13 protein-coding genes and 1 pseudogene are annotated in these 25,441 nt (G+C 36.6%); 6 read left to right on the top strand and 8 right to left on the bottom strand.

Annotation, left to right across the window (positions count from 1 at the left end; genetic code table 11):
- Positions 1-21: 21 nt before the first annotated feature.
- From ACWM35_RS18765 to ACWM35_RS18755, 3 genes are all read right to left on the bottom strand, one after another.
- Positions 22-861 carry a DegV family protein gene (locus ACWM35_RS18765; RefSeq protein ID WP_454820566.1) on the bottom strand — a complete coding sequence of 280 codons (840 nt, stop codon included), beginning with the start codon at positions 859-861 and terminating at the stop codon, positions 22-24.
- 111 nt (positions 862-972) lie between these two features.
- A complete protein-coding gene (locus tag ACWM35_RS18760) occupies positions 973-1,656 on the bottom strand; it encodes a response regulator (RefSeq protein WP_454820388.1) in 684 nt (227 codons plus the stop codon).
- A gap of 25 nt (positions 1,657-1,681) precedes the next feature.
- On the bottom strand, positions 1,682-2,836 hold the full coding sequence (locus ACWM35_RS18755) for a sensor histidine kinase (protein ID WP_454820387.1): 1,155 nt from the start codon (positions 2,834-2,836) through the stop codon (positions 1,682-1,684).
- Between the two features lie 313 nt (positions 2,837-3,149).
- Here ACWM35_RS18755 and ACWM35_RS18750 point away from each other — a divergent pair, with 313 nt between their 5' ends.
- The 3 genes from ACWM35_RS18750 (at position 3,150) to ACWM35_RS18740 (ending at position 7,284) form a co-directional block, all read left to right on the top strand.
- Positions 3,150-3,785 carry a YigZ family protein gene (locus ACWM35_RS18750; protein ID WP_454820386.1) on the top strand — a complete coding sequence of 212 codons (636 nt, stop codon included), beginning with the start codon at positions 3,150-3,152 and terminating at the stop codon, positions 3,783-3,785.
- Positions 3,786-3,989: 204 nt separating this feature from the next.
- Positions 3,990-5,837: a S8 family peptidase gene (locus tag ACWM35_RS18745; protein WP_454820385.1), complete on the top strand. Its 1,848-nt coding sequence runs from the start codon at positions 3,990-3,992 to the stop codon at positions 5,835-5,837.
- 421 nt (positions 5,838-6,258) lie between these two features.
- Complete coding sequence (locus ACWM35_RS18740) at positions 6,259-7,284, top strand: LCP family protein (protein ID WP_454820384.1); 1,026 nt, start codon at positions 6,259-6,261, stop codon at positions 7,282-7,284.
- 111 nt (positions 7,285-7,395) lie between these two features.
- On the opposite strand, the gene ACWM35_RS18735 is transcribed toward ACWM35_RS18740, so the two are convergent.
- From ACWM35_RS18735 to ACWM35_RS18725, 3 genes are all read right to left on the bottom strand, one after another.
- On the bottom strand, positions 7,396-8,460 hold the full coding sequence (locus ACWM35_RS18735; RefSeq protein ID WP_454820383.1) for a glycosyltransferase family 4 protein: 1,065 nt from the start codon (positions 8,458-8,460) through the stop codon (positions 7,396-7,398).
- Between the two features lie 124 nt (positions 8,461-8,584).
- A complete protein-coding gene (locus ACWM35_RS18730; RefSeq protein ID WP_454820382.1) occupies positions 8,585-13,357 on the bottom strand; it encodes a hypothetical protein in 4,773 nt (1,590 codons plus the stop codon).
- A gap of 273 nt (positions 13,358-13,630) precedes the next feature.
- Entirely contained in the window at positions 13,631-15,481 is a 1,851-nt protein-coding gene (locus ACWM35_RS18725) for an Ig-like domain repeat protein (protein ID WP_454820381.1), read from the bottom strand.
- A gap of 189 nt (positions 15,482-15,670) precedes the next feature.
- On the opposite strand from ACWM35_RS18725, the gene ACWM35_RS18720 reads away from it, so the two are divergent.
- From ACWM35_RS18720 to ACWM35_RS18710, 3 genes are all read left to right on the top strand, one after another.
- Positions 15,671-16,435, top strand: a complete 765-nt coding sequence (locus ACWM35_RS18720) for a metallophosphoesterase (RefSeq protein WP_454820380.1) — start codon at positions 15,671-15,673, stop codon at positions 16,433-16,435.
- Between the two features lie 268 nt (positions 16,436-16,703).
- Positions 16,704-17,654, top strand: coding sequence for an N-acetylmuramoyl-L-alanine amidase (locus tag ACWM35_RS18715; RefSeq protein WP_454820379.1), 951 nt, complete (start codon positions 16,704-16,706; stop codon positions 17,652-17,654).
- A gap of 73 nt (positions 17,655-17,727) precedes the next feature.
- A complete protein-coding gene (locus tag ACWM35_RS18710) occupies positions 17,728-18,009 on the top strand; it encodes a DUF4359 domain-containing protein (protein WP_454820378.1) in 282 nt (93 codons plus the stop codon).
- Positions 18,010-18,403: 394 nt separating this feature from the next.
- On the opposite strand, the gene ACWM35_RS18705 is transcribed toward ACWM35_RS18710, so the two are convergent.
- Positions 18,404-18,634, bottom strand: coding sequence for a DUF7336 domain-containing protein (locus tag ACWM35_RS18705; RefSeq protein ID WP_454820377.1), 231 nt, complete (start codon positions 18,632-18,634; stop codon positions 18,404-18,406).
- A 264-nt stretch (positions 18,635-18,898) separates the two neighbouring features.
- Positions 18,899-25,296: pseudogene (locus ACWM35_RS18700) on the bottom strand (DNRLRE domain-containing protein); the annotation flags it as partial.
- Positions 25,297-25,441: the final 145 nt, after the last annotated feature.

Below are 25,441 nucleotides of genomic sequence, written 5' to 3'. Positions count from 1 at the left end.
CTTGTGCGCGAATGCTTTTTTTTATTTTTTCATCCAGCCCATACCCATGGCGCCTTCGCCGAGGTGGGTGCCGATGACGGCTCCAAAGTAGCTGATGGAGAATTCTACATTTGGATACAAAGCTTCAAGCTCAGTCTTCCATTCCAATGCTTCCTCCTCGCGATTCGCATGGATTATGGATGCTTGATAAGCTTCACCACTGGCCGCATCTTCTCCTAAGAGATCCGCTATCCGTTTCATCGCTTTTTTGCGTGTACGAATTTTTTCAAATGGGACGATGACCTTGTCTTGGAAGTGAAGGAGCGGCTTGACTTGAAGCAAACTGCCGATGATGGCTTGAGCACTTGAAAGGCGTCCACCGCGCTGCAAATGCGATAAATCGTCAACCATAAAATACGCTCGGGCTGTTTTTTTTAATTCCTCTAACCGCGACATAATGAGCTCTGGCTCTTCCCCATCCAGTCCCATTTTTGCCGCTTCGATTGCATAGAACCCCTGTGGCATACAGCTGATTTCTGAGTCAAAGGAAAAGACCTTGATTCCCTCCACCATCGTGCTGGCAGTAACCGAGCCCGCATAGGTTCCACTGATCCCGCTGGAAAGATGAATACAAATTACTGCCTCATAATCCTTGGATAGCTGTTCAAACAACTCAACAAATTTCCCAACTGGCGGCTGTGATGTTGTAGGTAGTTCCTTTTCTTTTACCTCTTGATAAAATTGTGATGCCGTAATATCAATTTCTTCCTGATAAACTTCATTCCCGAAAATAACATTTAACGGAATCATATGTATATTAAATTGCTCGCGTATCTCCTTTGGGATATACGCTGTACTATCTGTAACAACAGCCGTTCTCATATTTTGAATACCATCCTTAATCATTTTTCCATCTATTATGTATTTTATATGATAATTGATCTTTTTAAAAGAAAGGACACGCCCTTTAAAGAGCGTGTCCATCGTAATCTTTTAACGAACCTCTACCCAGCCGTTTTTGATCGCGACAACAACAGCTTGTGTACGGTCATTAACATTCATTTTTTGCAGGATGTTTGACACGTGATTTTTAACCGTTTTTTCACTGATAAACAACGCTTCCCCAATACCACGGTTGCTTTTTCCATCTGCGAGCATTTGTAATACTTCGCATTCGCGGCGAGTCAACAGATGCAGCGGGCGACGGAGTTCAAGTGTTTGAACAAATGCTCCTCCACCTGTACGGCCAGCTGTCAGCTTGCGATATTCGTTCACAAGGTTATGCGTTACCTTTGGATGTAAGTAGCAGCCACCATCAGCCACAACACGTACAGCATCAATCAATGCATCTGCGTCCATTTCTTTTAATAAATAACCCTTTGCCCCTGTTTGCAGGGCATGAGTAACATAGTTTTCATCATCATGAATCGAAAGGATGATGACCTTTGTTTCAGGGAACTTCTCCACCAACTCGCGTGTAGCTTCAATGCCATTCACGTGAGGCATATTAATATCCATAATTACCACATCAGGATTGTATGCATTCACAATTCTAGTAGCATCTCCGCCATCATCCCCTTCGGCCACAACCTGAAAGGATTTTTCAAATTCTAAAATTCGTTTAACTCCTTCTCTAAATAACTGGTGGTCATCGATAATAGCAATCTTGGTCGTCATGGTATTACCCCCTTAATCCTTCAACTTAATATGATTTATTCGATAATGGAACTTGTACCAAAATGGTCGTTCCTTTGCCAATTTTTGAATCAATCGTTAGCTCGCCCTCAAGCAGTTCGACTCGCTCCTTCATGCCAATTAGGCCAAAAGACTCCGGCTTTTTTTGATTTATTTCAAATCCAGCTCCATTGTCTTTGATTTCGACATTGATGGAGGATTGTGTCATCTCAAGTTTTACTCTTATCTCGCAGGCATTTGCATGTTTTAGTGCATTTTGCACCGATTCTTGAATTAATCGAAACAGAGCAACCTCATACTTCGTAGGTAGCCGCTGATCTAGTCCAATATTCACAAAATTAATTTTTGAAGCGTTATGATATTCTTCGATCGTTTGTAGATACTTTCTGAGGGTAGGAACTAATCCTAAATCATCAAGTGCCATTGGGCGCAGATCATAAATAATTCTCCGAACCTCATAAAGGGCCGCGCGAACCATTTTTTTGAAGCTATTCATCTCTAATAATGCTTCATCTGGTCCTTGTTCGCGATAGACCTTATCCACAATATCAGAACGCATAATGACATTGGCGAGCATTTGTGCTGGACCATCGTGAATTTCCCGTGACAGGCGTTTTCTTTCTTCTTCTTGGGCTTCGATAATTTTCAACCCGAAATCCTGCTTTTCCTTCGCATTTTGCAATTCTTCACCCATTAGCTTTAAATCACTCATTAAGTAATTCATTACCACAGAAATTTGCGATATCAACTGATCTGCTCGATTAATCGTTTCTTCTAACCCCATTAATCTTCGTTCTAGATCTTCACGTTTTTCCAATAGTTGCTTTTTAAATTGCCAATTGATGGAGAGATCCATTTGCAATTGATGAGCCTTTTCATAAGCTTCTCGAACCTCTGCCTCCGAATAGGCTTTAAAATTCCTGCTTAATTCGGATAAGTTCATTCTAGCCTTTAATACTTGTTCTTCAAGAAAATCCTCTTCTTCTACAAGTTTGACCATCGAATCTTTTATTTCACTTAATTCATTCTTCATATTTTCATAGTCTTGTCGGCATTGCTCGCTTATTCGAAAGATATCACCTTTACTGCTTGTCACAGTATCAATCATTTCTTCCCGAATCTCGTCAATAGACTTAACATCAATCTTCTGAAATTTCGCCATTCTTTCCTCCAGAGACCTTTTACTTAGTTTAACGCGTATTAGCACATATTACTATTACTAAGTATTCAACTGAAAATTTTCCCAACATCGTGAGTTTAGTAGTATAATATTGGGTATTAAACGATTATTAAAAAATTAATTTAATTTACCCCTGTTAACACATGAATTATTATAACATGGGTTGTTTTACTTAGATATTAAAGTTATATTACACCAATAATACAAATAGGCTAAAGTGCTTAAACTAGGCATTTAGCATCGAAAAAATGATAAAAGTTGGCAGATATCAATCTGAGAGGAGCCACGCCACGCTATGTTATCTCGATATTATACCGTCAAGGAAACCGGAGAGAATGAAATAATCATTCAAAAGTCACGGTTCATTGCCCATATTAAAAGAGCAGAAACCGAAGCGGAAGCACAAGAATTCATTCAAGCACTAAAGAAAAAATATTGGGATGCCACCCATAACTGCTCTGCTTATCTCATTGGCGAAAACGACCAAATCCAAAAAGCCAATGACGACGGCGAACCAAGTGGAACAGCCGGCGTCCCTATCTTAGAGGTTTTGAAAAAGAGGAAGCTGAAAGACACTGTAGTAGTTGTTACGCGCTATTTTGGCGGTATTAAACTTGGTGCAGGCGGGTTAATTCGCGCATATGGGAAAGCGACCTCTGAAGGGCTGGATGCTGTGGGGATAGTGGAACGCAGGCTTGTCCAAATCATGCATGTGAAGATTGAATATACTTGGCTTGGGAAAATAGAGAAAGAGTTACGGGCTAGCGAATACAAGATAAAGGAAATTCGTTATTTGGATGTTGTGGAAGTTGAAGTCTATGTGGATGAGGATCGAGTTCAGGAATTTTCAAAATGGTTAGTGGAATTAACAAATGCTCAGTGTAATATACAAGAAGGAAATAACGTCTATTTAGAGGAAGAACTTCATTAATTATGGGGTTCTTTTCTTGTTTTAGTTCTCACATTAAATATAATAGTAGAAACTTTAACTAAATCTCCTCAACTAATTCTAAATAATTGATGCACGACCATCCAAAATAAGGGTAAATAGGCAAAGAAAATAATATTCATATAACAACAATTTTCGAGTAAAATCAAAATTGTAGTAATGACATTGCATGGAGGAAACCATTACATGGGGAAATATCACAAAATGATAAGTTCAGCCTTCCTCTCCGTATCAATGCTTTTTGCGGGGATAGGATCATCGACGGCAGCAGAGCTAGAATCAGAAAAAGTAATTGTTGTATTTAATAAGAATGCTGATAGTAGTTTAGTAGATAAATATGGAATTGTAGATCAAGAGTTGGAGAAGGCTGCTGCAGTTAGCGCCACTATACCAATAGGAGCAATCGACTTACTAGAAGCTAATCCAAATGTTAAGTCTGTTGAAAAAGACACCCTTGTCAAAATTAAAAATGAAACACAGGATTGGGGTATCAAAACAACTAACGCTCCACAATCATGGTCTAGCGGATATACAGGTAAAGGTGTGAAAATTGCCGTAATTGACTCTGGAATTGCCCAGCATGAAGACTTGACCATCTCTGGTGGCGTATCATTTGTAAGTGGTTCATCTAGTTTTTATGATGATAATGGTCATGGCACACATGTTGCAGGGATTATTGGTGCAAAAAAGAATTCCTTGGGCGTAGTGGGAATAGCACCCGAAAGCTCATTGTTTGCAGTTAAAGTTTTAGATTCTAGTGGAGAAGGTTATTTGTCAGATATTATTGCTGGAATTGAATGGTCTATCGAAAATAAAATGGATATTATCAATTTGAGTGTAGGATCGAACCTACCTTCCGATGCTTTGCGTAACGTAATCGATAACGCTTACACTAATGGAATCTTGGTTGTAGCCGCAGCTGGTAATGCAGGAACGAGCGATGGTACAGGGGATAACGTGGAATATCCTGCGAAATATCCGTCTGTTATTGCAGTCTCAGCTATTGATGCAAATAAGAATAGAGCAAGTTTTTCTTCTACCGGTTCAGAGGTGGACATCAGTGCGCCTGGTGCTAGAATAAAAAGCACTTATTTAAATAATGGATATGCTTATTTAAGTGGTACCTCTATGGCAGCACCTTTTGTATCTGGAGATCTTGCTTTATTAAAACAGGCACATCCAACTTTAACAAACAATGAATTAAGAAACCTGTTGGATGGGAATGCACTCGATTTAGGGCAGAAAGGAAAAGACCCTTGGTTTGGATATGGATTGGTACAAGCTCCGACAGATGTTCAACCAGAAGTACCGAACACCCCATATGCGCCTTCTATCTATCGCGTAATCACAGGGGGAATCCTTGGTGAAAGCAAAGTAAAATATGAGTTGGATAAGCTTCAAGTCCAGGCTGGGTGGTGGGCTTCATATGAGTCAACTGGACAGACTGCCCCATATTTTCAAATCGTAACAGGTGAGTATACTGGTGAAGATGCAACAGTTCAAGCCATGAACGCTGTACAGTCGAGCACAGGAATGTGGATGACGTATGAAAAAACCAGACCTGCCTATTCCATCTATCGGATTGTGACTGGTGGATTTAAAGGAAAAGAGAATGTGGAGCGGGCACTTAGAGAATTAGTACGCGACACAGGCTGGTGGGCTACTTACGAACCAACTGGAGAACCTGACATGTATCGAATTGTAACAGGCGGTCTTGGTGGAGAAGCAGCAGTAAAAGAATCACTTGCACGTGTTACGGCAAGAGGCTGGTGGGCCACATACGAGGAAAAGGGAGAACTTGTATACTATTATCGGATTAGAACAGGAGAGTTTCTTGACGAAAATGCCGTCAGACAATCCTTGTCTCAGTTTACGAATAGAGGCTGGTGGGCCACTTATGAGCCTTCCGGAAGAATGGAAAGGTATTTCCGTATCGTAACAGGCGGATTTGCCGGACTTGAAGTTGCTGAACAAAAGGCACAATGGCTCCGTGATACACGTGGTTGGTGGACAAACACCCAATTAATTCAATAGTAAAAGAAAAATAGTCAATAGCAATTGATTTAAGAAAAACTAAAAATAAATACGAAATCTTTAAATGAATACTTGTTTTTAGATAGAGAAAGTTTTTCCAAGCATTCAATGCGATTTAGCAAAGAGTGCTTTTTTCTTTTCTTATAGAAGATAATTACTTTACGATTACATCAACTTAAGATGCCATAATATTATGAATCTTAAAATTGCCTATTTCCACGTCATTTTCAGAAAAATGATTGTTGTCGGTTACTTTTTAATGTTAGAAACGTTAAAAGCGAATAGGTCTAGAATATTATTATAAAACTCCAAAAAACTACAAAAAATTACAATTTACGAAACTTCAAATTAATAGTAAAATGTAATTTAGTCTTAATTGAGGTTTTTATTAATCATTGAAATAAAAAAGGAGTTAACCAATATGTCTCAAGATCTAAGAATATTGAGGAAAAAGCAAAAAAAGAAGAAGAGAAAAAAACGAATTATTATTTGGATTCTTACTCCTATTTTGGTACTCGCAATAAGTGCAGTTGCCTACGGGACACTATTATATAATAAAGCCGAGTCTGTAGTTAATGAGTCATATAAACCAGTCGAATCTGTAACCCAAAAAAGGGAAGAAAAGGTTGATCCTAAAATGGATAATGTCTCAATCCTGTTAATCGGGGTAGATGACAGTGAAACTCGGGATTTTGGAAAAGGAACAAGATCTGATGCTTTAATGGTCGCAACTCTTAATAAAAAGGAAAATTCAGTAAAATTAGTAAGTATCCCCCGTGATTCTTATGTGAAAATTCCTGGTAAACAAAATAAAACAAGAATTAATGCGGCACATGCAATCGGTGGTACAGATCTTGCGATAGAGACGGTTCAAGAAGTTTTAGATATTCCAATTGACTATTATGTAAAAATGAACTTTAACGCATTTATTGATGTAGTTGATGCAATTGATGGTATCGAAGTTGAAGTTCCATATTTGATTAAGGAACAAGATTCTAAAGACAGACAAGGCGCGATAACCTTAAAACCTGGTCTTCAAAATTTAAATGGCGAAGAAGCATTAGCACTTGCAAGAACTCGCCATCAAGACAGTGATATTTATAGAGGATTACGTCAACAGGAAATTTTAAAAGCGATTTTGAAAAAATCAGTTTCCCTTAATTCCATTACCAAACAAACAGATATCATCGACGCAGTTGGTAAAAACATGGAAACAAATCTTTCATTTAATGAGATAAAATCCTTATTGAGTTATGCTATTAACGGAAGCAATCTTAGCTTTGAAACTCTATCATTAGAGGGTAGCGATTCTACAATTGGTGGAGCTTATTATTATCAATTAAACCAACAATCATTACAAAATGTTCAATCCCAATTACAAACACATCTTAGTTTAAGTTCAGATACTAGCACAGAAACAGCTCTAGAAGAAGAATCAGATAAATAAAACAATTCAAAATGAGGGTGACACAAGTCAGTTAAAAAGGCTTATGCCCCTCTTTTTTAATTAATTTGTATAATAGGAAAAGGTTAAAGAAAATATCTAAGAGCAACAGATTCAACTTTTGTCTTTTATTTGAGGCCTGAATATACGTGCTATTCTTATAAAAAGTTGGATTTCCCCACCAAATAATCCAATTCTTTCTGCATACAATTGTACCAAAATAAATAGCAAGATAATAAAAATCAATGATTCCCTTGTATTTGTTACTGCTATGATAACTGCAACAATACCACACATGATGGCAATCCCATAAATAATCAGCACTGTTTGTCTATGAGTATATCCAATTCGTATTAAGCAATGATGCAGATGGGATTTATCTGGTAAAGTGAGTGGCTTTTTTGAGACTATTCGTCGTATAATTGCAAAATATGTATCAGTTATAGGAACCCCTAGAATAATAACTGGGATAATGAATGAAACAAAAGTAACATTTTTGAAGCCCAACAAAGAGAGCACAGATATCATGAAACCCAAAAACAATGCTCCTGTATCTCCCATAAAAATTTTTGCAGGATAAAAATTAAAGAAAAGGAAACCCAGAGTACAACATATTAGAATTGCTCCAACTGTTATAACATAACTATTCCCCATGGTGATTGCCATTCCGGATATTGTAATTAATGCAATTGTAGAAACCCCTGCGGCAAGCCCATCCAACCCATCAATTAAATTTATTGAATTGGTAATGCCAACAATCCAAATAATTGTTAGAGGGATTTCTAAAATCCCTAAATAAAACTGCCCCCCAAAAGGCAAATTGATAAAAGTGATATCAAGTCCACCTATTATTACTACAATACATGCCGCTCCAATTTGCCCTACTAATTTTATTTTTGGGGAAAGCCCAAAAGTATCATCTAATAATCCAGTAACTACAATAATTAAGGTTCCAACTAAAATATAGGTAGAATAAGGATTAACTGGCTGTAAAATGAGTATACCTAATAAAAAACTAATATAAATAGCTAGCCCACCAAGTCGAGCCATAAAGGTTTGATGGATTTTCCGCTGATTTGGATAGTCTATTGCTCCTACGATATAGGATAGTTTTTTTACCAAAGGAGTAAGTAATACTGAAGTAATAAAGCAAAGTAGCAAAATAAGTAGCAGCTTCAATGATTTCCCCTCCTTTTAACCATATATTGTCCATTATGCTAGAAAGATAACATATAAAATGGCTTATATTGAAAAAAAAAGCAGATTTCAAGGTTGAGTTTCAACCTTGAAATCTGCTCTTACTTCAATTAACCAATTTTGAATTTGCTAATTCCTTTATTACTGACGGTACCCCAACAGTATCTACAAGTAATTGGTAGGCATAGCCTGCATCCTCACTTGTCATCGTTGTTGTGGCATCCAATAATGCTTTTGTTGCCTTGTTCATTAAATCTTGCACTTCTGATCGTTTATCACCTTCTGAAATTGCTACTCCGGCAAAAAACACTGCATTATAAAAATTGTTAACACTATAGTACCAAGATGCTTCATTGTATTTTGGTGAAATGACTAATAGCGGCTCTGCTAATTTGACTTCGGCTGCCGATTTAATTTCACTTGGGACTCCTGATGCTGAAATCAGTAATTCATAGGCATAGCCTGCATCCTCGCTTGTCATCGTTGTCGCTGCATCAAATAATGCTTTGGACACTTTGTTCATTAAATCTTGTACTTCCTCACGTTTGTCGCCTTCTGCAATCGCTGCTCCAGCGAAGTACACTGCGTTGTAGTAATTATTAACAGAATAGTACCAGGCTGCATCATTATATTTCGGTGATATTACCACTGGCGGCTCTGCAAATTTTGCTTCTGCTGCTGATTTAATTTCACTTGGAACGCCTGCTGCTGATACTAGTAATTCATAGGCATAGCCTGCATCCTCGCTTGTCATCGTTGTCGCTGCATCAAATAATGCTTTGGACGCTTTGTTCATTAAATCTTGTACTTCCACACGTTTGTCGCCTTCTGCAATCGCAGCTCCAGCGAAGTGCACCGCGTTGTAGTAATTATTAACAGAATAGTACCAGGCTGCATCATTGTATTTCGATGATATTACCACTGGCGGCTCTGCTAATTTTGCTTCTGCTGCCGATTTAATTTCACTTGGAACGCCTGCTACTGACACTAGTAATTCATAGGCATAGCCTGCATCCTCGCTTATCATCGATGTCGCTGCATCAAATAATGCTTTGGACGCTTTGTTCATTAAATCTTGTACTTCTGCCCGCTTGTCACCTTCTGCAATCGCTGCTCCGGCATAATATACTGCATTATAATAACTGCCTACAGAGTAATACCAAGCTGCATCATTGTATTTTGGTGATATTACCACTGCCGGCTCTGCTAATTTTGCTTCTGCTGCCGATTTAATTTCACTTGGAACGCCTGCTGCTGACACTAGTAATTCATAGGCATAGCCTGCATCCTCGCTTGTCATCGATGTCGCTGCATCAAATAATGCTTTGGACGCTTTGTTCATTAAATCTTGTACTTCTGCCCGCTTGTCACCTTCTGCAATCGCTGCTCCGACATAATATACTGCATTATAATAACTGCCTACAGAGTAATACCAAGCTGCATCATTGTATTTTGGTGATATTACCACTGGCGGCTCTGCTAATTTTGCTTCTGCTGCCAATTTAATTTCACTTGGAACGCCTGCTGCTGATACTAGTAATTCATAGGCATAACCTGCATCCTCACTCGTCATTGTTGCGGCTGAATCAAATAATGCCTTTGCTGCTCTATTTAATAAATCTTGTACCTCAGCACGATGATCACCTTCATCTAACGCTGCTGCTGAGAAATATACTGCGTTATAAAAGCTATTTGTAGAGTAATACCAAATGGCTTCATCATACTTCGGTGATTTCATACCTGTATCTGAGATTACTAAACTTTGTTTTAAACTTTCATACCCGAAATTCCCAACAAGATCTTCAGTCATTACATGAATATTCCATGAACCGAGAGTATCAGTTGGTTTTACCGTATAGGTACCAATCCAAGCATTTTGCTCTTCATCATATTTTAAATCTATATCTCTAACATATTTTACATAATATTCATATGAGTCAAGTTCAGCACCATAAACCAAGCTGGCCGATGCATTTTTTACGCCAGAGGAAGCATCGTGAATTGGAACCTTGAACTGTACTGTATCACCAGCAGAAACCTGGCTAGGAGTAAAGGAAATTTCTCCAACAATCGGCGCATCCTCATCCGGATTTTCGTTGAAAATCCATAATCTTTGTTCTTCTAATTCCCACATCTCGTTACCGGCAAAATCCATTGCTTCTAAGCCTATTTGTTGTAAGCCCGCTGTAGAATAGGCTGGGATTGTATAGCTAGCAGCCCAAACATCTTTGACTTTATCATAGCTTAACGGTAACTTAACTGTACGATCAGAGTCGGTATGTTTTATCAAGATATTTGCAAATTGAACCCCTGACTTAAAATCTGATAGCTTTGTTTCAAAGTGAACTGTTTCACCAACTTTTGCACTTGGTGAAGATACTTTAATATATTCTAAGGAAGGTGAGTCACTATCCCCATCGGGATTATTAATTTGTAATGCTTTGGATGCAAATGCTGTGTTCTTGAAACGATCAGCAGCAAAAATACTTACCTCCCAGAGCCCATCAGAATCATTTTCCATCACTTTATAATTTCCAATCCACTTATCTTGGTCTTTTTCATATGTGAGTGGAATAACCATAGATCCATTTGGGTCAAAAAGCGATTGTAATGAAGCCTCAACATAATCAACGCCTGATTCATTATCTGTCACGCTTACAGAAATCGTAACCTCATCGCCAACATTAGCACTAGCTGGTGTCACTTCGATGTTTTCAATAACTGGCGAAGTTTCCTCGAAATCTGGATTACTAATGCTGATATATTGTTCTGTATGGATAAAATCTGAATTATTATTGTGATCTAGAACACTCAATTGTAATTCCATCTGACCTGGCATAGCATTTTTACTAAAGGTGTAATTTCCAATCCACATTCCAGATGCTTCATCGTAGTTTAAATAGAAGATATGTGGTTGATCACCAGATGAAATGATAGCTCCAACCTCTTTTAAGCCAGATTGACCATCACTAATTTTCGCTTTTACCTGGATTCCTTGTCCGGCAACTACATCTAAAGAACTAATCTGTACATCCTCTAATTTAGGAGCTGTATAGTCACCTGTTAAATTATGTACAATTGCTGACTTATCCTCGAGCCATTGCTCTGTATAGTTTCCCTTTAAATCGAATGCATTTATATCATATACAAAAATTTCTTCTCCATTAGGAATGTTTGTCGGCACTTTTGCCGTACCCACCCAATTTCCTGTAGTACTATCGTATTTAAAGGTAACATTTCCAACATAACTTACATATGCCCATACTGAACCAACTTCAGATTGCTCATCTTCCACATTAGCTGAAATAGTTATCTGTTCTCCAGACTTAACTTCATTCGGGACTATCACTTCATTAATCACTGGGCCAGTATAATCACCATTATCGTTTATTACTTTAATTGATTGTACTGATTCCTGGTATGCCCTATTAAATTGTTTATCTTCCGCCATAATAGAAATAGACCAATCTCCAGGAATTGTCGATTCTTGAGCTTCGAAGCTTCCAGTCCATTTTTGAGTTGTTGGATTGAATACTAATGAAATTTCTTTATAATCCCCTAATTCATGATTTAATTCTGCAATTACATTCCGAACTCCAGCTTTATCATCCGTCACATCAGCTGTAATGGTTACTTTTTCTCCAACTTGAATAATCGACGGAGTAATTTTGATATTGGAAATTACTGGGGAAGTAGCGTCTGCATAAGGATTCTCTACTATAAATGAACCCTCAGAATAATTAACACTGTAATTACCAGCCTGGTCTTCTAACCAAACATTTCCTACTGTCCATTTGCCTGGTTTATCACTGTAGCTGATTTTACGCTCTCCAACCCATTCATCTGTACTTTCATTGTAAGAGAGATTAATCGTCACCCAACCTTCATTTGGTGTTTCAAGATTAACACGAGCTTCTGTAATTCCTTTATCATCATGTGCATTTACTGTAACCTTTACTTTCTCCCCGACTTTAACGAGATTCGGGCTAACAACCAAACTATCCAATACAGGTTCTGTGAAATCTGCATCCGGGTTATGTACGGTAAATGTTTTTTCTATCCGCTCCCAATTAATATTACCATGACTATCTTCTACATTTATTTCACTTAATTTCCATTCTCCAGCTTCATCTCGAAGGCTAATGGTATAGAAGCTTGTCCATTTATCTGTATCCTCATTATACTCAAAATCCAGATATCTACTTATTCCACTTGGACTTGTAATTAATCCCCATACCCTTGACACACCTGACTTATCATCATGAGCGGTGACTGATACAACTAAATCTTCACCATTATTGACCAAATCAGAAGATAATTCAACAGTATCAAGTACTGGCTCTAAATAATCTGCATCTGGGTTATTAACCGTAAATGGTTTAACAATGACTCTCGTGTCACTGTTTCCATTAATATCAGATAGATAAATGTCATTTAATCTCCATTCTCCCGGTTCAGTATTACTATCAATTGTGAATGTTCCAATCCATTTTTGTGTTTCTTCATTAAATATGAAATTTAATCCGTTACTTTTTCCACTTGGGCTTGTTAAATATCCGATAATATTTCTAATCTCAGAATCATCGTGTGCAGTTAGTGTTACCACTAATTCTTCGCCCAAGTTCAATTCTGTCGAGGAAAGCTCAACACTATCAAGTATAGGAGCTGTATAATCTGATTGAGGCCCAGGTACCTCAACTTCACTTGTATTGCTTAAATTTCCATCGATTCCTTGACCATTAAGTTCAGGATTTGTTTGTTCATTAGTGTTATTGATTTCAACACTAGTTGAACCCACTTGCATACCCGTGTTTGCAAACCCAATCCCTGGAAAGCAAATCAATAGGCTCAATAAAGATAAAACAATTTTTCTACCCAATTACTTTTCCCCCAATTTTATTCTATTAAACTACTATAATACTACCAAATCATACCCCAAAATTGGGATATTTGCTATAAATTGTCGAAAAATAACAGGTAAATATTACTATACTAATATGTAATTTTTACTATTTAATGTTATCTCAAAAGATTAACCTTACAAGTCTAATTCAATATGTTTAAACAATATATTCAATCAAAAATTTTGAGTAATTCTACTTTTAGACAAAGAAATGGATTCCAAATTAATACTTTGGAATCCATTTAACAATTATTTACTTAGTTTCGCTTCTGCTGAATCCCTTATATCAGCAGGAACACCAGTTGTGCTAGCGAGTAATTGATAAGCATATCCTGCATCCTCACTTGTCATAGTTTCCGCTGCATTCAATAGTTTACTAGCTGAATCCTTCATTAATTCTTGTACTTCAGTACGTGCATCACCTTCATCAAGGGCTGCTCCTGCAAAGTACACTGCATTAAAATAATTGGCAACGGAGAAATACCAGACTGCCTCATTATATTTCGCTGACACTACTACTGGTTTTAATTTTTCTTGCGCTTCCTCCTTAATATCACTTGGGACTCCCGGGGATGATACTAGCAACTGATATGCATATTTTGCATCCTCGCTATTCATCCTTGATGCATCATTAAATAATGCCTTAGATGCATTATTCATTAATTCTTGAAGCTCAGGGCGAGTATCGCCTTCTGCTATTGCTGCTCCAGCGAAGTACACTGCATTGTAATAGTTTTGAATAGAGTAATACCAACATGCATCATCATACTTTAGAGACTTTACTGCTGGCGGTGTTTCTAGTTTAACTTCAGCTGCAATTTTTATGTCACTTGGGACTCCAGGGGATGAAGCTAGTAACTGATATGCATATTTTGCATCCTCACTATTCATCCTTGACGCATAATTATATAATGCCGTTGACGCACTATTCATTAATTCCTGAACTTCTAATCGAGTATCGCCTTCTGCTATTGCTGCCCCTGCAAAATACACTGCATTGTAATAATTTTGATTAGAATAATACCAACTTGCTTCTTCATACTTTGGAGACTTTACTACTGTTGGTGTTTTTAACTTCTCTTCCGCAGCTGCCTTAAGATTGCTTGGTACTCCTTGAGCAGAAATAAGCAATTGATAACTATTTTTAGCATCTTCCATATTCATTGTAGCAGCAGCATTATATAGTCCTTTCGCTGCATTGTTCATTAAATCCTGAACTTCTGCACGTGAATCGCCTTCTGCTATTGCTACTCCAGCGAAGTAGACTGCATTGTAATAGTTTTGAATCGAATAATACCAACATGCATCATAATAACTTGGCGAAATAAACCATATGTTAGATATGGTAAATGTTTTGTCTATAGATTGCCAACTAGAATTTCCGAAGTTATCTTTTAAATAGATATACTGTAATTTCCATACTCCAGGCAGGTCACTAGGAATAATTGAAAACCCACTAATCCATTTTTCCGAAGTTTTATCATAGATAAACTCTAGAGGTCGATCTGAGCCATTTGGATCCTTTATCGTACCACTAACAGATTGGACTCCTGATTTGTCATCCTGGACGAAAGCGGTAATAACTAATTCCTCACCATAATTTAATTCAGTATTTGATAATTCAACACCATTTAGAACAGGAGCATTTCTATCAAAATACGGATTTTCAACATTGAAATTACCTACAAAAAATAGTTGGGTTCCATTACCGACCTCATCTTGCATCGATATATGAATATCATAAGGTCCATCGATATCATTCTTTTCTACCATATATTTTCCAATCCATTTTCCTGAATTGGAATCGTAATTCAAAGTTAAATATTTTGAGACGTCTTTTTCTGGATTATGTAAATTCACATTAACTTTATTCACGCTAGAAAAATCATCAATCGCTTTCACTGTGATTGTTAATACTTCCCCGACCTTTACGGATGTTGAACTTAGGTCGATTGAATCAAGAGTCGGTCCGGTAACATCTGCAGAAGAATTTTCAATGATAAGCTCTTTGTTTGGTATACTCGCCAAACTTGTATCAGCCCAAACCATCCCTGGCAATCCAATCAACATACCCAATAATACTATTACTCTTTTAGCCAACTGAATTCGCTCCCCCATATAAATTAATAATAGACAAGTCCTCTTAATATTAATTAAACTCTATTTTTCGGCAAAAAAATACATTTTTTTGAAAATATTTTTTCGGCCTTTTTATGACTTCTTATTCTATATACATTTGATGAAAATTAATTTAAAATCTCTATAATACAGATTAAGGAGCTATTAGTTATGCTTTATTGGTACATAGGGATTTTATTATTTTTACTGTCATATATGATATTCGTACTGCCGACTCAATGGCTTAAAATTGAGTATGTGCGTGTACCTCTAGGATTGAATAAGAAAATTTTACTCCTATCTGATTTACATGTTGAAAGATTAAGAATTTCACCAGAAAAAATAAAAAAAGTCATCAGAAGGGAAACGCCCGACATAATTCTTTTTACGGGAGATTTTATGGAAAGGGAAAATAGTAAAGCTTTACTTGAACCATATTTAACTGTCCTTCAAAATACCTCTATTCCATGTTTTGCCGTTTTGGGGAATAAGGATTATTCCATAAGACCTGTTGATATTTGCATAAAGTCATTAGAAAAATTCAAGATAAAAGTCTTAAGAAACCAATGGATCGATTTAGATGATTTTGTTCTCGTGGGGATTGACGATTATTGCACTGGTCATCATGATATCAATAAATCTTTCCGTAATATCCCAATGGATAAGCCATCCATCGTGATGTGTCACGACCCAAATATCATAGATTATACGAATCAGGTATTCACTCTCATGGTTTCGGGGCATTTACATGGAAAACAATTTAATTTTCCCTTTTTATCTCATAAATTATTTAAAAGTCCATTAATTATACGAGGGATTTATAAAGGTTTGCATATTCATAATGGTCGTTATCTATATATATCGAAAGGTTTAGGACAATCCAGAATGAATATACGGTTTGGAGTTAGAAGTGAATTATCGGTTATATATGTTTAATATCTAATGAAATATTAATATTCTAAGAGTCCTGATAGGGCTCTTTTTTTTTGATATTAGAAGCCAATGAAAAGCAGCTGCGGCATTGCAAGCAGAGTATTTTCCAGATGAATTTTTTTATGATGTAATTTCAGGAAACTCTAGGATTTTTTGGGCAATTGCAGAAAATTCACTACAAGCTCCAAGGTTAATCAAAAATTAATTACCGTTTTTAACTATACAAAATAAATTGTTATTCATTTACTAATATCAAAGGAGAGTGGAGATAATGGCAAAAAAATTAATGTGGGACCCAGGTCACGGCGGTAACGACACTGGCGCTGCTGCTAATGGATTGCAAGAAGAACACTTAACCTTTAAGATTGTTGAATATGCAATGGCCTATTTAGATGCTCACTACACAGGATTTGAGCAAAGGACTACTCGGGGGTATGAACAAACATTTCCATTAAGCAATCGTGATGATGTGGCAGACAATTGGGGAGCAGATGTATTTATTAGTGTGCATATAAACGCAGGTGGGGGAACTGGTTTTGAAAGCTATATTTATAATAAAGCCGGCACTTCAACTGTCACCCTGCAAAATATGATTCATAATGAAGTTTTAGCGGCTATGCGACTATTTGGATCCATTTCAGACCGAGGAAAAAAGCGAGCCGATTTTGCGGTTTTAAGGGAAACAAACATGGATGCAATTTTAACAGAAAATCTATTTATAGATAGTACAGATGCAAATTATCTAAAAAACGAAGAATTTTTAAAAGCCGTTGGAGGAGCCCATGCTCGAGGGGCCGCTTCATTTTTAGGTTTGCCAAAAAAAGGTCCTAAAGTTTCAAGAATGATAACTGGCGGCATCAATCAAAACATGATGAAGGATTTAGCAGATTTTCTAGTCAGTAAAAATTGGGCTGCTCTAACTGCCTCTGTCGGAATTGGGAATTTTGTTAAAGGGACTCGAATGTTTTCTGAAATAGAAGCTTGGCTAAATAGTAAGGGTTGGTATTTTACCATTGATTCTGTCTCATCTACAGAAGCTCAGTTTGTAACTGGTGGGTTAAACCAACAAATGATGAAAGAATTAGCAGATTATCTGGTAAGTCGGAATTGGGGAGCTTTTTCTTCCAACATCACGATTGGAGACTTTGTAGAGGGTACAGAAATGTTTTCGCAAATGGAAGCCTGGTTGAATGAAAAAGGTTGGTACTTTACAATTCAATAAAAATACAGATCTTCTCATTTTGAATAAAAAAATATTAAAGGGTTAATAACTAAGTTAAAACAAGGTGAAAAAAATGAGGATATTCCTATCAGCAACATTAATTTTTCTTGTATTAGCTTTTGCCACTAACCCTTCCAAAGATGAATATGTTTCATTCGTAAAAGAAGAAATAACAAGTGAAGGACATCCTATTATCGGAATGTTAAGTGGACCGGTAATTAATACTTTCACGATAAAAAAAAATTACGGTTTGTTTACATTCTACAAAACAAAATTTGATGATTCAAAGGACGAATATGTAACAGCTATCGGATTCCTTAATAATTTCTACTGGGTTCATTCACCAGGGGAATAATAAATGCTCTTCTCTTAACCGAGAGGGGCATTTACGTACGGTTGCCATTGGCGTCGTACTTAATGGCTCTGATACAATACATTAATACTATCACCATTATAGTAGTAACGAGTTACTCTTCCATTTACATTATTAGAACATCATATAGGCATTACAAAGGTAATCTTTATTCTTAAGTTAAAAGGAAGTTTATTCGGCTCTCGGCAGCTCCACAAAAAAATAACCTTGAAAGGCATTTAGCCAATCAAGGTTTACAGATTATTTTACGTTTACCTATACATATATAGCATTGGTTATCTGGATTTATCTGCTTTTCATTCATCACTCCACCCCATGTAAAAACCTTAAGAAAATTTGTCTCTAAGGCTTTTATTTAAACTCATGTTATATTCATTTATATGTTAAATCCAAAACCTTCTGACCAATAATCTTTGTCTATTTCATATTTATCTATATAAAAACAATCTAAAGAATAATTATTAAATCCTGGTAAATCCTTTAGCCTTTCAATGGCTTTTTCGGCAAGGGCTTTGGAAGAATAAATGCCTAATATTTTTGTTTCCTCAACTACTTGTTCTCCATAATTCTTCTCATAGCAATGTTGTAATAGATAAAAATATTGCATAAAATACACACTCCCTTATTTAAATCCTCGGTCTCCCCACTTTTTTATCATATTAAACTCACTCTTTGGTCCAGTAGGGTAATTCCCAGGTCCGTATCTATTATCTAGCAATCTCTTAGCAAAAGTTTTTCCATTCTCATCAACGTATGGTCTACTTCCTTTAGCCCAACTAGGGACGTCTTTTGCCATCTCTTTTGCGGATTTCCCTGACACAGGCTTTTTAAATGCTTTTGAGAATAATTGAAGGTCTGATTTCAATAAATAATTTTTACTTGAAACCTTAGTAGCTTTCGCTACTTTTGCTACCTTCGTTACCTTACCTATTCCAATAAAATTTGATCCTGCCGCCCAAGCGACTTGTTTCCAATCCCCGCCTGCTTTATAAGCTTTGTATCCGTCATAAGCTGCAAAACCTGCATTTATAACTAACCAAACCCAGTGTCCATCCGGGTCTACCATCATTATTGGATTGTTACTAGCTAAGTATACCCATTTTGTGTTATAGGATCGTCTGCATCCCCTGGATCAGGGTCCATTGATAGGAATACTCCATGTTCTGGCTGATAATATCTTGCCATGAGGTAATACATATTAAGTTCTTCATCATACTGATACCCGGCATATCCAAATGGGTTATCGACGACAATTCCTTGCTCTTCCCTTTTTGTAACGTTCCCCCATGCGTCATATTCATAACTTGCTACAATACTACCATTAACATCTGTCATGGCAATGACATCACCATGGCGATTGTAATGATAATAGAACGTTTGCCCACTAGCTTTCATGGCTAAACGAATACCATCTACTGAATAGACATAGGAACGTTGTACTACACCGTTACCATCCGTTTCGTATAATACATTAATGCTATCACCATTATAGTAGTAACGGGTTACTTGTCCATTTACATTCTTCTCGATTCTTCTCCCATCATGATCATATTTGAAGGTTATAAAAGGAGTAACTTCACCTTTTTTAGTAACAGATGTTAGCTGATCTTTTTCATTCCAAGAATAAGCATACTTTCCATCTGCTATTCTATTTCCATTTGCATCGTAGGCAAGTGTTTCTGTACCAAATTTAGTTAACTGATTTCCATTGTTATAAGCCGATGATATGGTTGTTTCTGTACCAGTTGGCGTTGTTACTTTTACACTTGAACGATTACCAAAACCATCATAGTTGTACTCTTTAATTGTACCATCAGGGAGAGATTCCTTCTTTAATTGATTAATAGAATCGAACTCATAGGAAAGTGTTTGTAAACCTAGATTTGTTAGTCTATTGATAGAAGTTAAATTACTATTTGCATCGTATTTATACTTCTCGTTAAGAATAACTTCTCCTAATTTAGTTCCAATAGACAATTGATTGAGCTTATTCGTGTGGTCATAGTGATAGGATGATCCTGTCCCATTCCCAGATGAATAGGTTCGAACATTACCAAATTCATCATAATCAAAATAATAGGTTTGACCTCCATCATTAACCGTAGTATTTTGATTTAATGGGTTATAATCGTATGTTGTAGTATTACTGAAGGTACCATGCGTTGCTTTCATTTCCTTCAGTTTAAAAGTTTTATCGTAATAAGACCACGTTACACTTCCTCCACGGTCAGTGTTACTGGTTAGGCGATTTCCAACATCATAGGTCTTGACACTAGAGGTACCATTTAACACATCACTAACCTTTGTTTCATTTCCATTAGCATCGTACTCATATCCGTAAACTTTTACACCGTTTCTCTTTTCTTCGGTTACACGGTTTGCAGGATCGTGGGACCATTCTAAAAGATGACCGTTTGGCATTTTTGTACGAATTAAGTTTGAATTAAAATCATATGTGTAATAAATTTTACGCTGGAGTGCATCTTGAAATTCAGTTAATTTATTATCTACGTCATATAAATAAGATACCGATTGTGTTTTACCATCCGCAGTGATTTTCTTATTCGTGGTATTACCATTATCATCATATTGATAGCCCACTGAGGTTAAGTTTGCTAAGGTTGTTTTGGTTAACTGATTATCCTTGTTATACTCGTTAGTCTTCTTGTTATTATTAGGATCCGTTTCGGTGAGTTTATTCCCATAAATGTCGTAAGTAAATGATGTTTTACGATTTTCTTCATCATAAACGGCTGTAATATAATTTCCGTCACTATCGTATTCTTGTCTTGTTAGTTTATTTCCATCTATTACACGAATAGCATCATACCAGACTGTTCCAGTTACTTTACCAGCAATTTGAGGGTGTATATGCAACTCTTTAATTGGCTTAGACGCTGGTACTGTAACTGCTGATCTTTGCCAGTCATGAGTACCTAGTGCAAAAGGAGCACTAAAGACACCCACCGTACCATCGGAATAAATTACGTTAGTAACAATTGCATAATCTGAGGTTAATTCATTACTTTCACTGGAATGTTTTACACCATCTGCTTTGCTCATCCCTGTAATAGTAACTTCCTCTGCTTTAGACTGATTAAGTATGACTTTTTGTAGTGGAACATAATTTTGTTCATCGATTGAGGGTCGTGTTAACTTTAATGATTGATATCCATCTGTAGACACACCATCCATTGTTCCATTTCCAGTGTACATAGTCCAATTTTCTAAGTTGTTTTCAAAACTACTATTTAGAACAGGATTGAAAGACGATGAAACAACTCCTTCTTCCAATTGCATGTTATCGAACCAAACAGTACCTCCAGCAGCCGATGAATCCTGATGTTCTACTTCCAGATAGAAGCGGATTTTCCTGGTTTCATTCGTTGTGCGGATGGTGAGTTGTCGTTCCTGCCAATCCATCGTACCAAAAATCTTGCTATATCGATTATCTCTATAAGGAGATGGAATGGGATTCCCGTTACCATCAAACATTGTAATGTTAAAAAATGCACCCGCATTTCGTAAACTTTCTGATTTTATCCAACCACTTAAAGTATACGTTTGATTAGGTTCTACAAAAACGTCTTGAGAACCAGCTATATAGCCCAAGTTGGTATCTATAGCCTTGGAAACAATCTTTAAAGAAGAATTTCCCTCAAGCGCTCCTGGCGCACGGGTTGTTGAATCTTGGGAAACAGTCCCCTGATCTCCGATTCTAAATACGTTTAAATTACCTTCATTGACAGGCTCCTCGAAACCTGCGTTTCTTAATAGATTTGTTCCCATAGTTAATGATTGACTTCCATTAACTAGATTCCCTTTGGAATCATACTGCATGACTGTTGAAGTCATGGCAACTTGATGTTGATCGTTAGTAGTTGCAGATATTGCATCTGCTCCACTATATGTTACAGTAGTAGATTTACCTTCTGCATCGGTAGCCTTTGTTATATCATTATTGGAATTATACTCAAAACTTTCTTTTCCAAGGTTATCAGTTACAGTTGTTACATTTCCTTTTCCATCATAGGTATACGCTTCCGAAACTCTAATTCCTTGGTCATTCGGATTTGTTTTTTTCATTAAATTATTTGCCTGATACTCATACGATGTCGTAAGTTTTAACCCTTCAATATCCACTACTGTTTTTAAAGGGTTTCCCGCAATGGTATAGCCATATGAATCTTTAATCCCCTTTGGATCGGTAACAACAACTTCTTGTACTCCATCATTGTAGGTTAGAGACGTTATTTTTCCATTTGGATCTGTTATTTTAGTCAATCTATTATTCTCGTAACTGAATGAAGTTTTATAGGGGGTTGTTTCAGTATGCTTAGGATCAAAAATTGCACTTAGCTTTCCATTTTCATATGCATAACTATACTTTTTCTCTTCTGGCGTTGTGGAACTGTTTAAATAATTACCATCATATTCAAAAGTAACTTTTCGTTCATCAGGACCCATTATCTCTGATACAAATTTCCCTAAATATGTGAATGAGAATTGCCTTCCTGAAGCATCTGTGATGGATATTAACTTCCCTGAAGATTCTTCATATTTATATTCGACAGTATTCTTATGTGGTTCTTTAATAGATACTATTTTCCCAGCGAGGTTAAAAGTTGTAACCGTTTTTTCTTTATCCGTTATTTCAAAACCACTGTCTGTTTTCTTTATTTCTAAATATATTCCATTTGGGCTTTGATATTGATTATCTCCTATTTTAGTAAACAGAATATTTGCTTTATCCTCTTCTATGAGTAAGATATTTCCGTTGCTTTGTTCTTTCACATTCTCTTCTAGTGAACTATACCAACCTTTTCCAAATAACCCTATATTTGAATCCTGACTATTGTAAGTACGGTTTATATTGATACTTGGTCCCCGTCCATCCAAGTGGAAATCGGATTCATTCATAATAAAATTTCCATTAAAGGCTGTAACTTGACCAGCTCTTACTGGAATACTTGCCCAAGCTTGTTGCGTTCCTAACCAGGACGTTGTAGTAAAATTAGGTGTATATTCAGCTGATATATTACTTTCTGGATACCCTATTGAACTATATGCTGTGACCCGAAACCAATAATTTGTATAGTCACCATAGACTCCACCTGAATTTTTGTAAACAGGAGAAGGATTTAGGGAAAGTTCGGTCCCCAATTTGTCATGATGTAATAGATATCTACCTTGTCCAATTTCACTTTCAGTTGGCCATATATTTTGATTTTGAGTGGTCCATGTGGTTACATTTCCAACATCAAAGGGTTCATAATCTTTCCCGTTGTATATCCAAACTTTATATCCCGTTGCACCAGGAACAGGTTCCCAGTTAACCGTTACATAGCCATTATTTCCAGTAATATTTGTATATGCAGAGCCAGCAGGCTTTTTTATTTGTTCCAATGGAATATAAGGCGTAACCTCGTCCGATATTGGGCTAGTGTTAGATGGGGATTCACCTGGATATTCAGCCATAATCCTAAACCAATATCGATGGGCAGAACTGTAATCACCATATGGACTATGAGCATCATATGCATTCTTATATACGCTTGAAGGATCTAATGCAAGCTCTGTCCCTTCAGCATCATCAAATAGAGCATATTCTCCACGGGAGATTTCATCTGGTGTCGGCCAAATTTTCTTTCCTTTTGTGGACCAATTTGTTACATTTCCAACACTTATCTTTTCGTATCCGTAACCATTAAATATTAAGACGTAATAGTTAGTTGCTCCAGGTGCAGCGTCCCACGAGAGATCTACATAACCAGAGTTACTCCCACTTCCGTTAGAATAGGCAATTGCACGTGGTCTTGTTGGTTTTGGATAACTATAATTTATTTCTAAGAAAGGAGCTAGTAGTCCGGCCTCGTATGCAAAAAATTTCTTCCAATAAGTTTGACCATAGCCTGCATTGTGTATCTTGAACCCGTAATTCGGCTTTGTTCCATTTGCCCACGAACGGACTGTATTTGTAACGTCAAAGACAGCAGCCTGTCCTTTTGCTACATAAGTTGAAGCTATAGTAGTAGACGCTGGTCTTGTATTCCAGTTAACTAATCCTGAATGCCAATCGGTAGTTACTTCATCCAACCAGACACCTGTTGGAGTAGTTGGGGAATAAGAATGGGCTGCATTTAAATATAGTTTAGCGGAATCAATAATAAAATTCTCCAACCCTGAAATTGGGGTTTTTAAATAAGCCTCATTTGTCCCTGTTGTAAAATCATAGTATCCAACCTTTAGGGTATAGGTATTTAACCCAGGGTCCCATAAATTTCCTCCCGAGTAATTTGTGGTAGGATATCGATCGGAAGTATATGTATTATACAAAATATGAGAATATACTGTTGGATCAATATAAACCGGATACACTCGTTCAGGTGCCTTAAGCCAATCTAAATCAGCATTAACAGTTAGTTGGTACGTGTTTTTAGAAGATGAGGTATTTAATTCATATACTACATTGTGTGAAATTGATGCTTCACCAGATTCTAGGTTTATATCCGAATCAGACATAAAAGGTGCCGGCATAGTATAAACTATGTTATTTTCATCATCTTGAAATATAACTGAACCATCATTTTGTAAACTAGGTTTTAATTCGGTCTTTACTTCAAAAACAAATTGATTATATCCAGTATATTCGTGAAGAACTAGATCTTCTTTAACAGTTTCGTTAAAAGCTGTATTTCTTAAATCTATCTTTGGAAAAACTCCTTTATACCCTATGGTATTGTTCTCATATGTTGCAGAAACAGAAGAAGGCTGAAATTCACCAGATTCCCCAATCGCATTTACTAAAGAAAATGTAAGGGGGTGACCCTGGACTTGTAATGTTACATATTCCCCTTTCTTTAGTTTCTTTTCAAAACTTGTCTTAAGCTTTGTTTGATCAGTAGAGATAGATACTAAACCTTTCTTATTCTTATTCTCCTTTAATTTTGTTGAGATTTCTTCCCATGTTCCATCTTCATTAAAATGTACTGGTACTGAATAAACTTTTTTTGTAAATGTACAATCACCATTGTCAAAGACTTTAGAAGTCTCTGTACGCTGATTAACCAGTTCAACAGGACTTGAACTTACATTAGTAAACTGACCTGGTTGTGGTGATGGAAGATTGTCTTTTGGTTCAGTTGGTTGTTCCGGTTTGCTTGGTGGAATAAATGGTGGAGCAGTTTCTCCCCATACATTCCTAGGAGGAGATGCCGATTCTGCATGAGATTGACTAGGCATTAATGGCATAATAAGTGAAATAATCATTAGATAGATGAAAGATCGTGATATGCTCCCAATAAAGTAGACAGATGAAATAATAAAAAATCTGTTTACTCTATTGGGGGTTTTTTCTATGGCGAAAAGTGCCTATACTGCACTGGAAAAATATGATCTGATTATTTCTTTTCAG

It is taken from the genome of Neobacillus sp. K501 (assembly GCF_053749995.1).
This window is presented reverse-complemented; position numbering and strand designations above follow the sequence as displayed.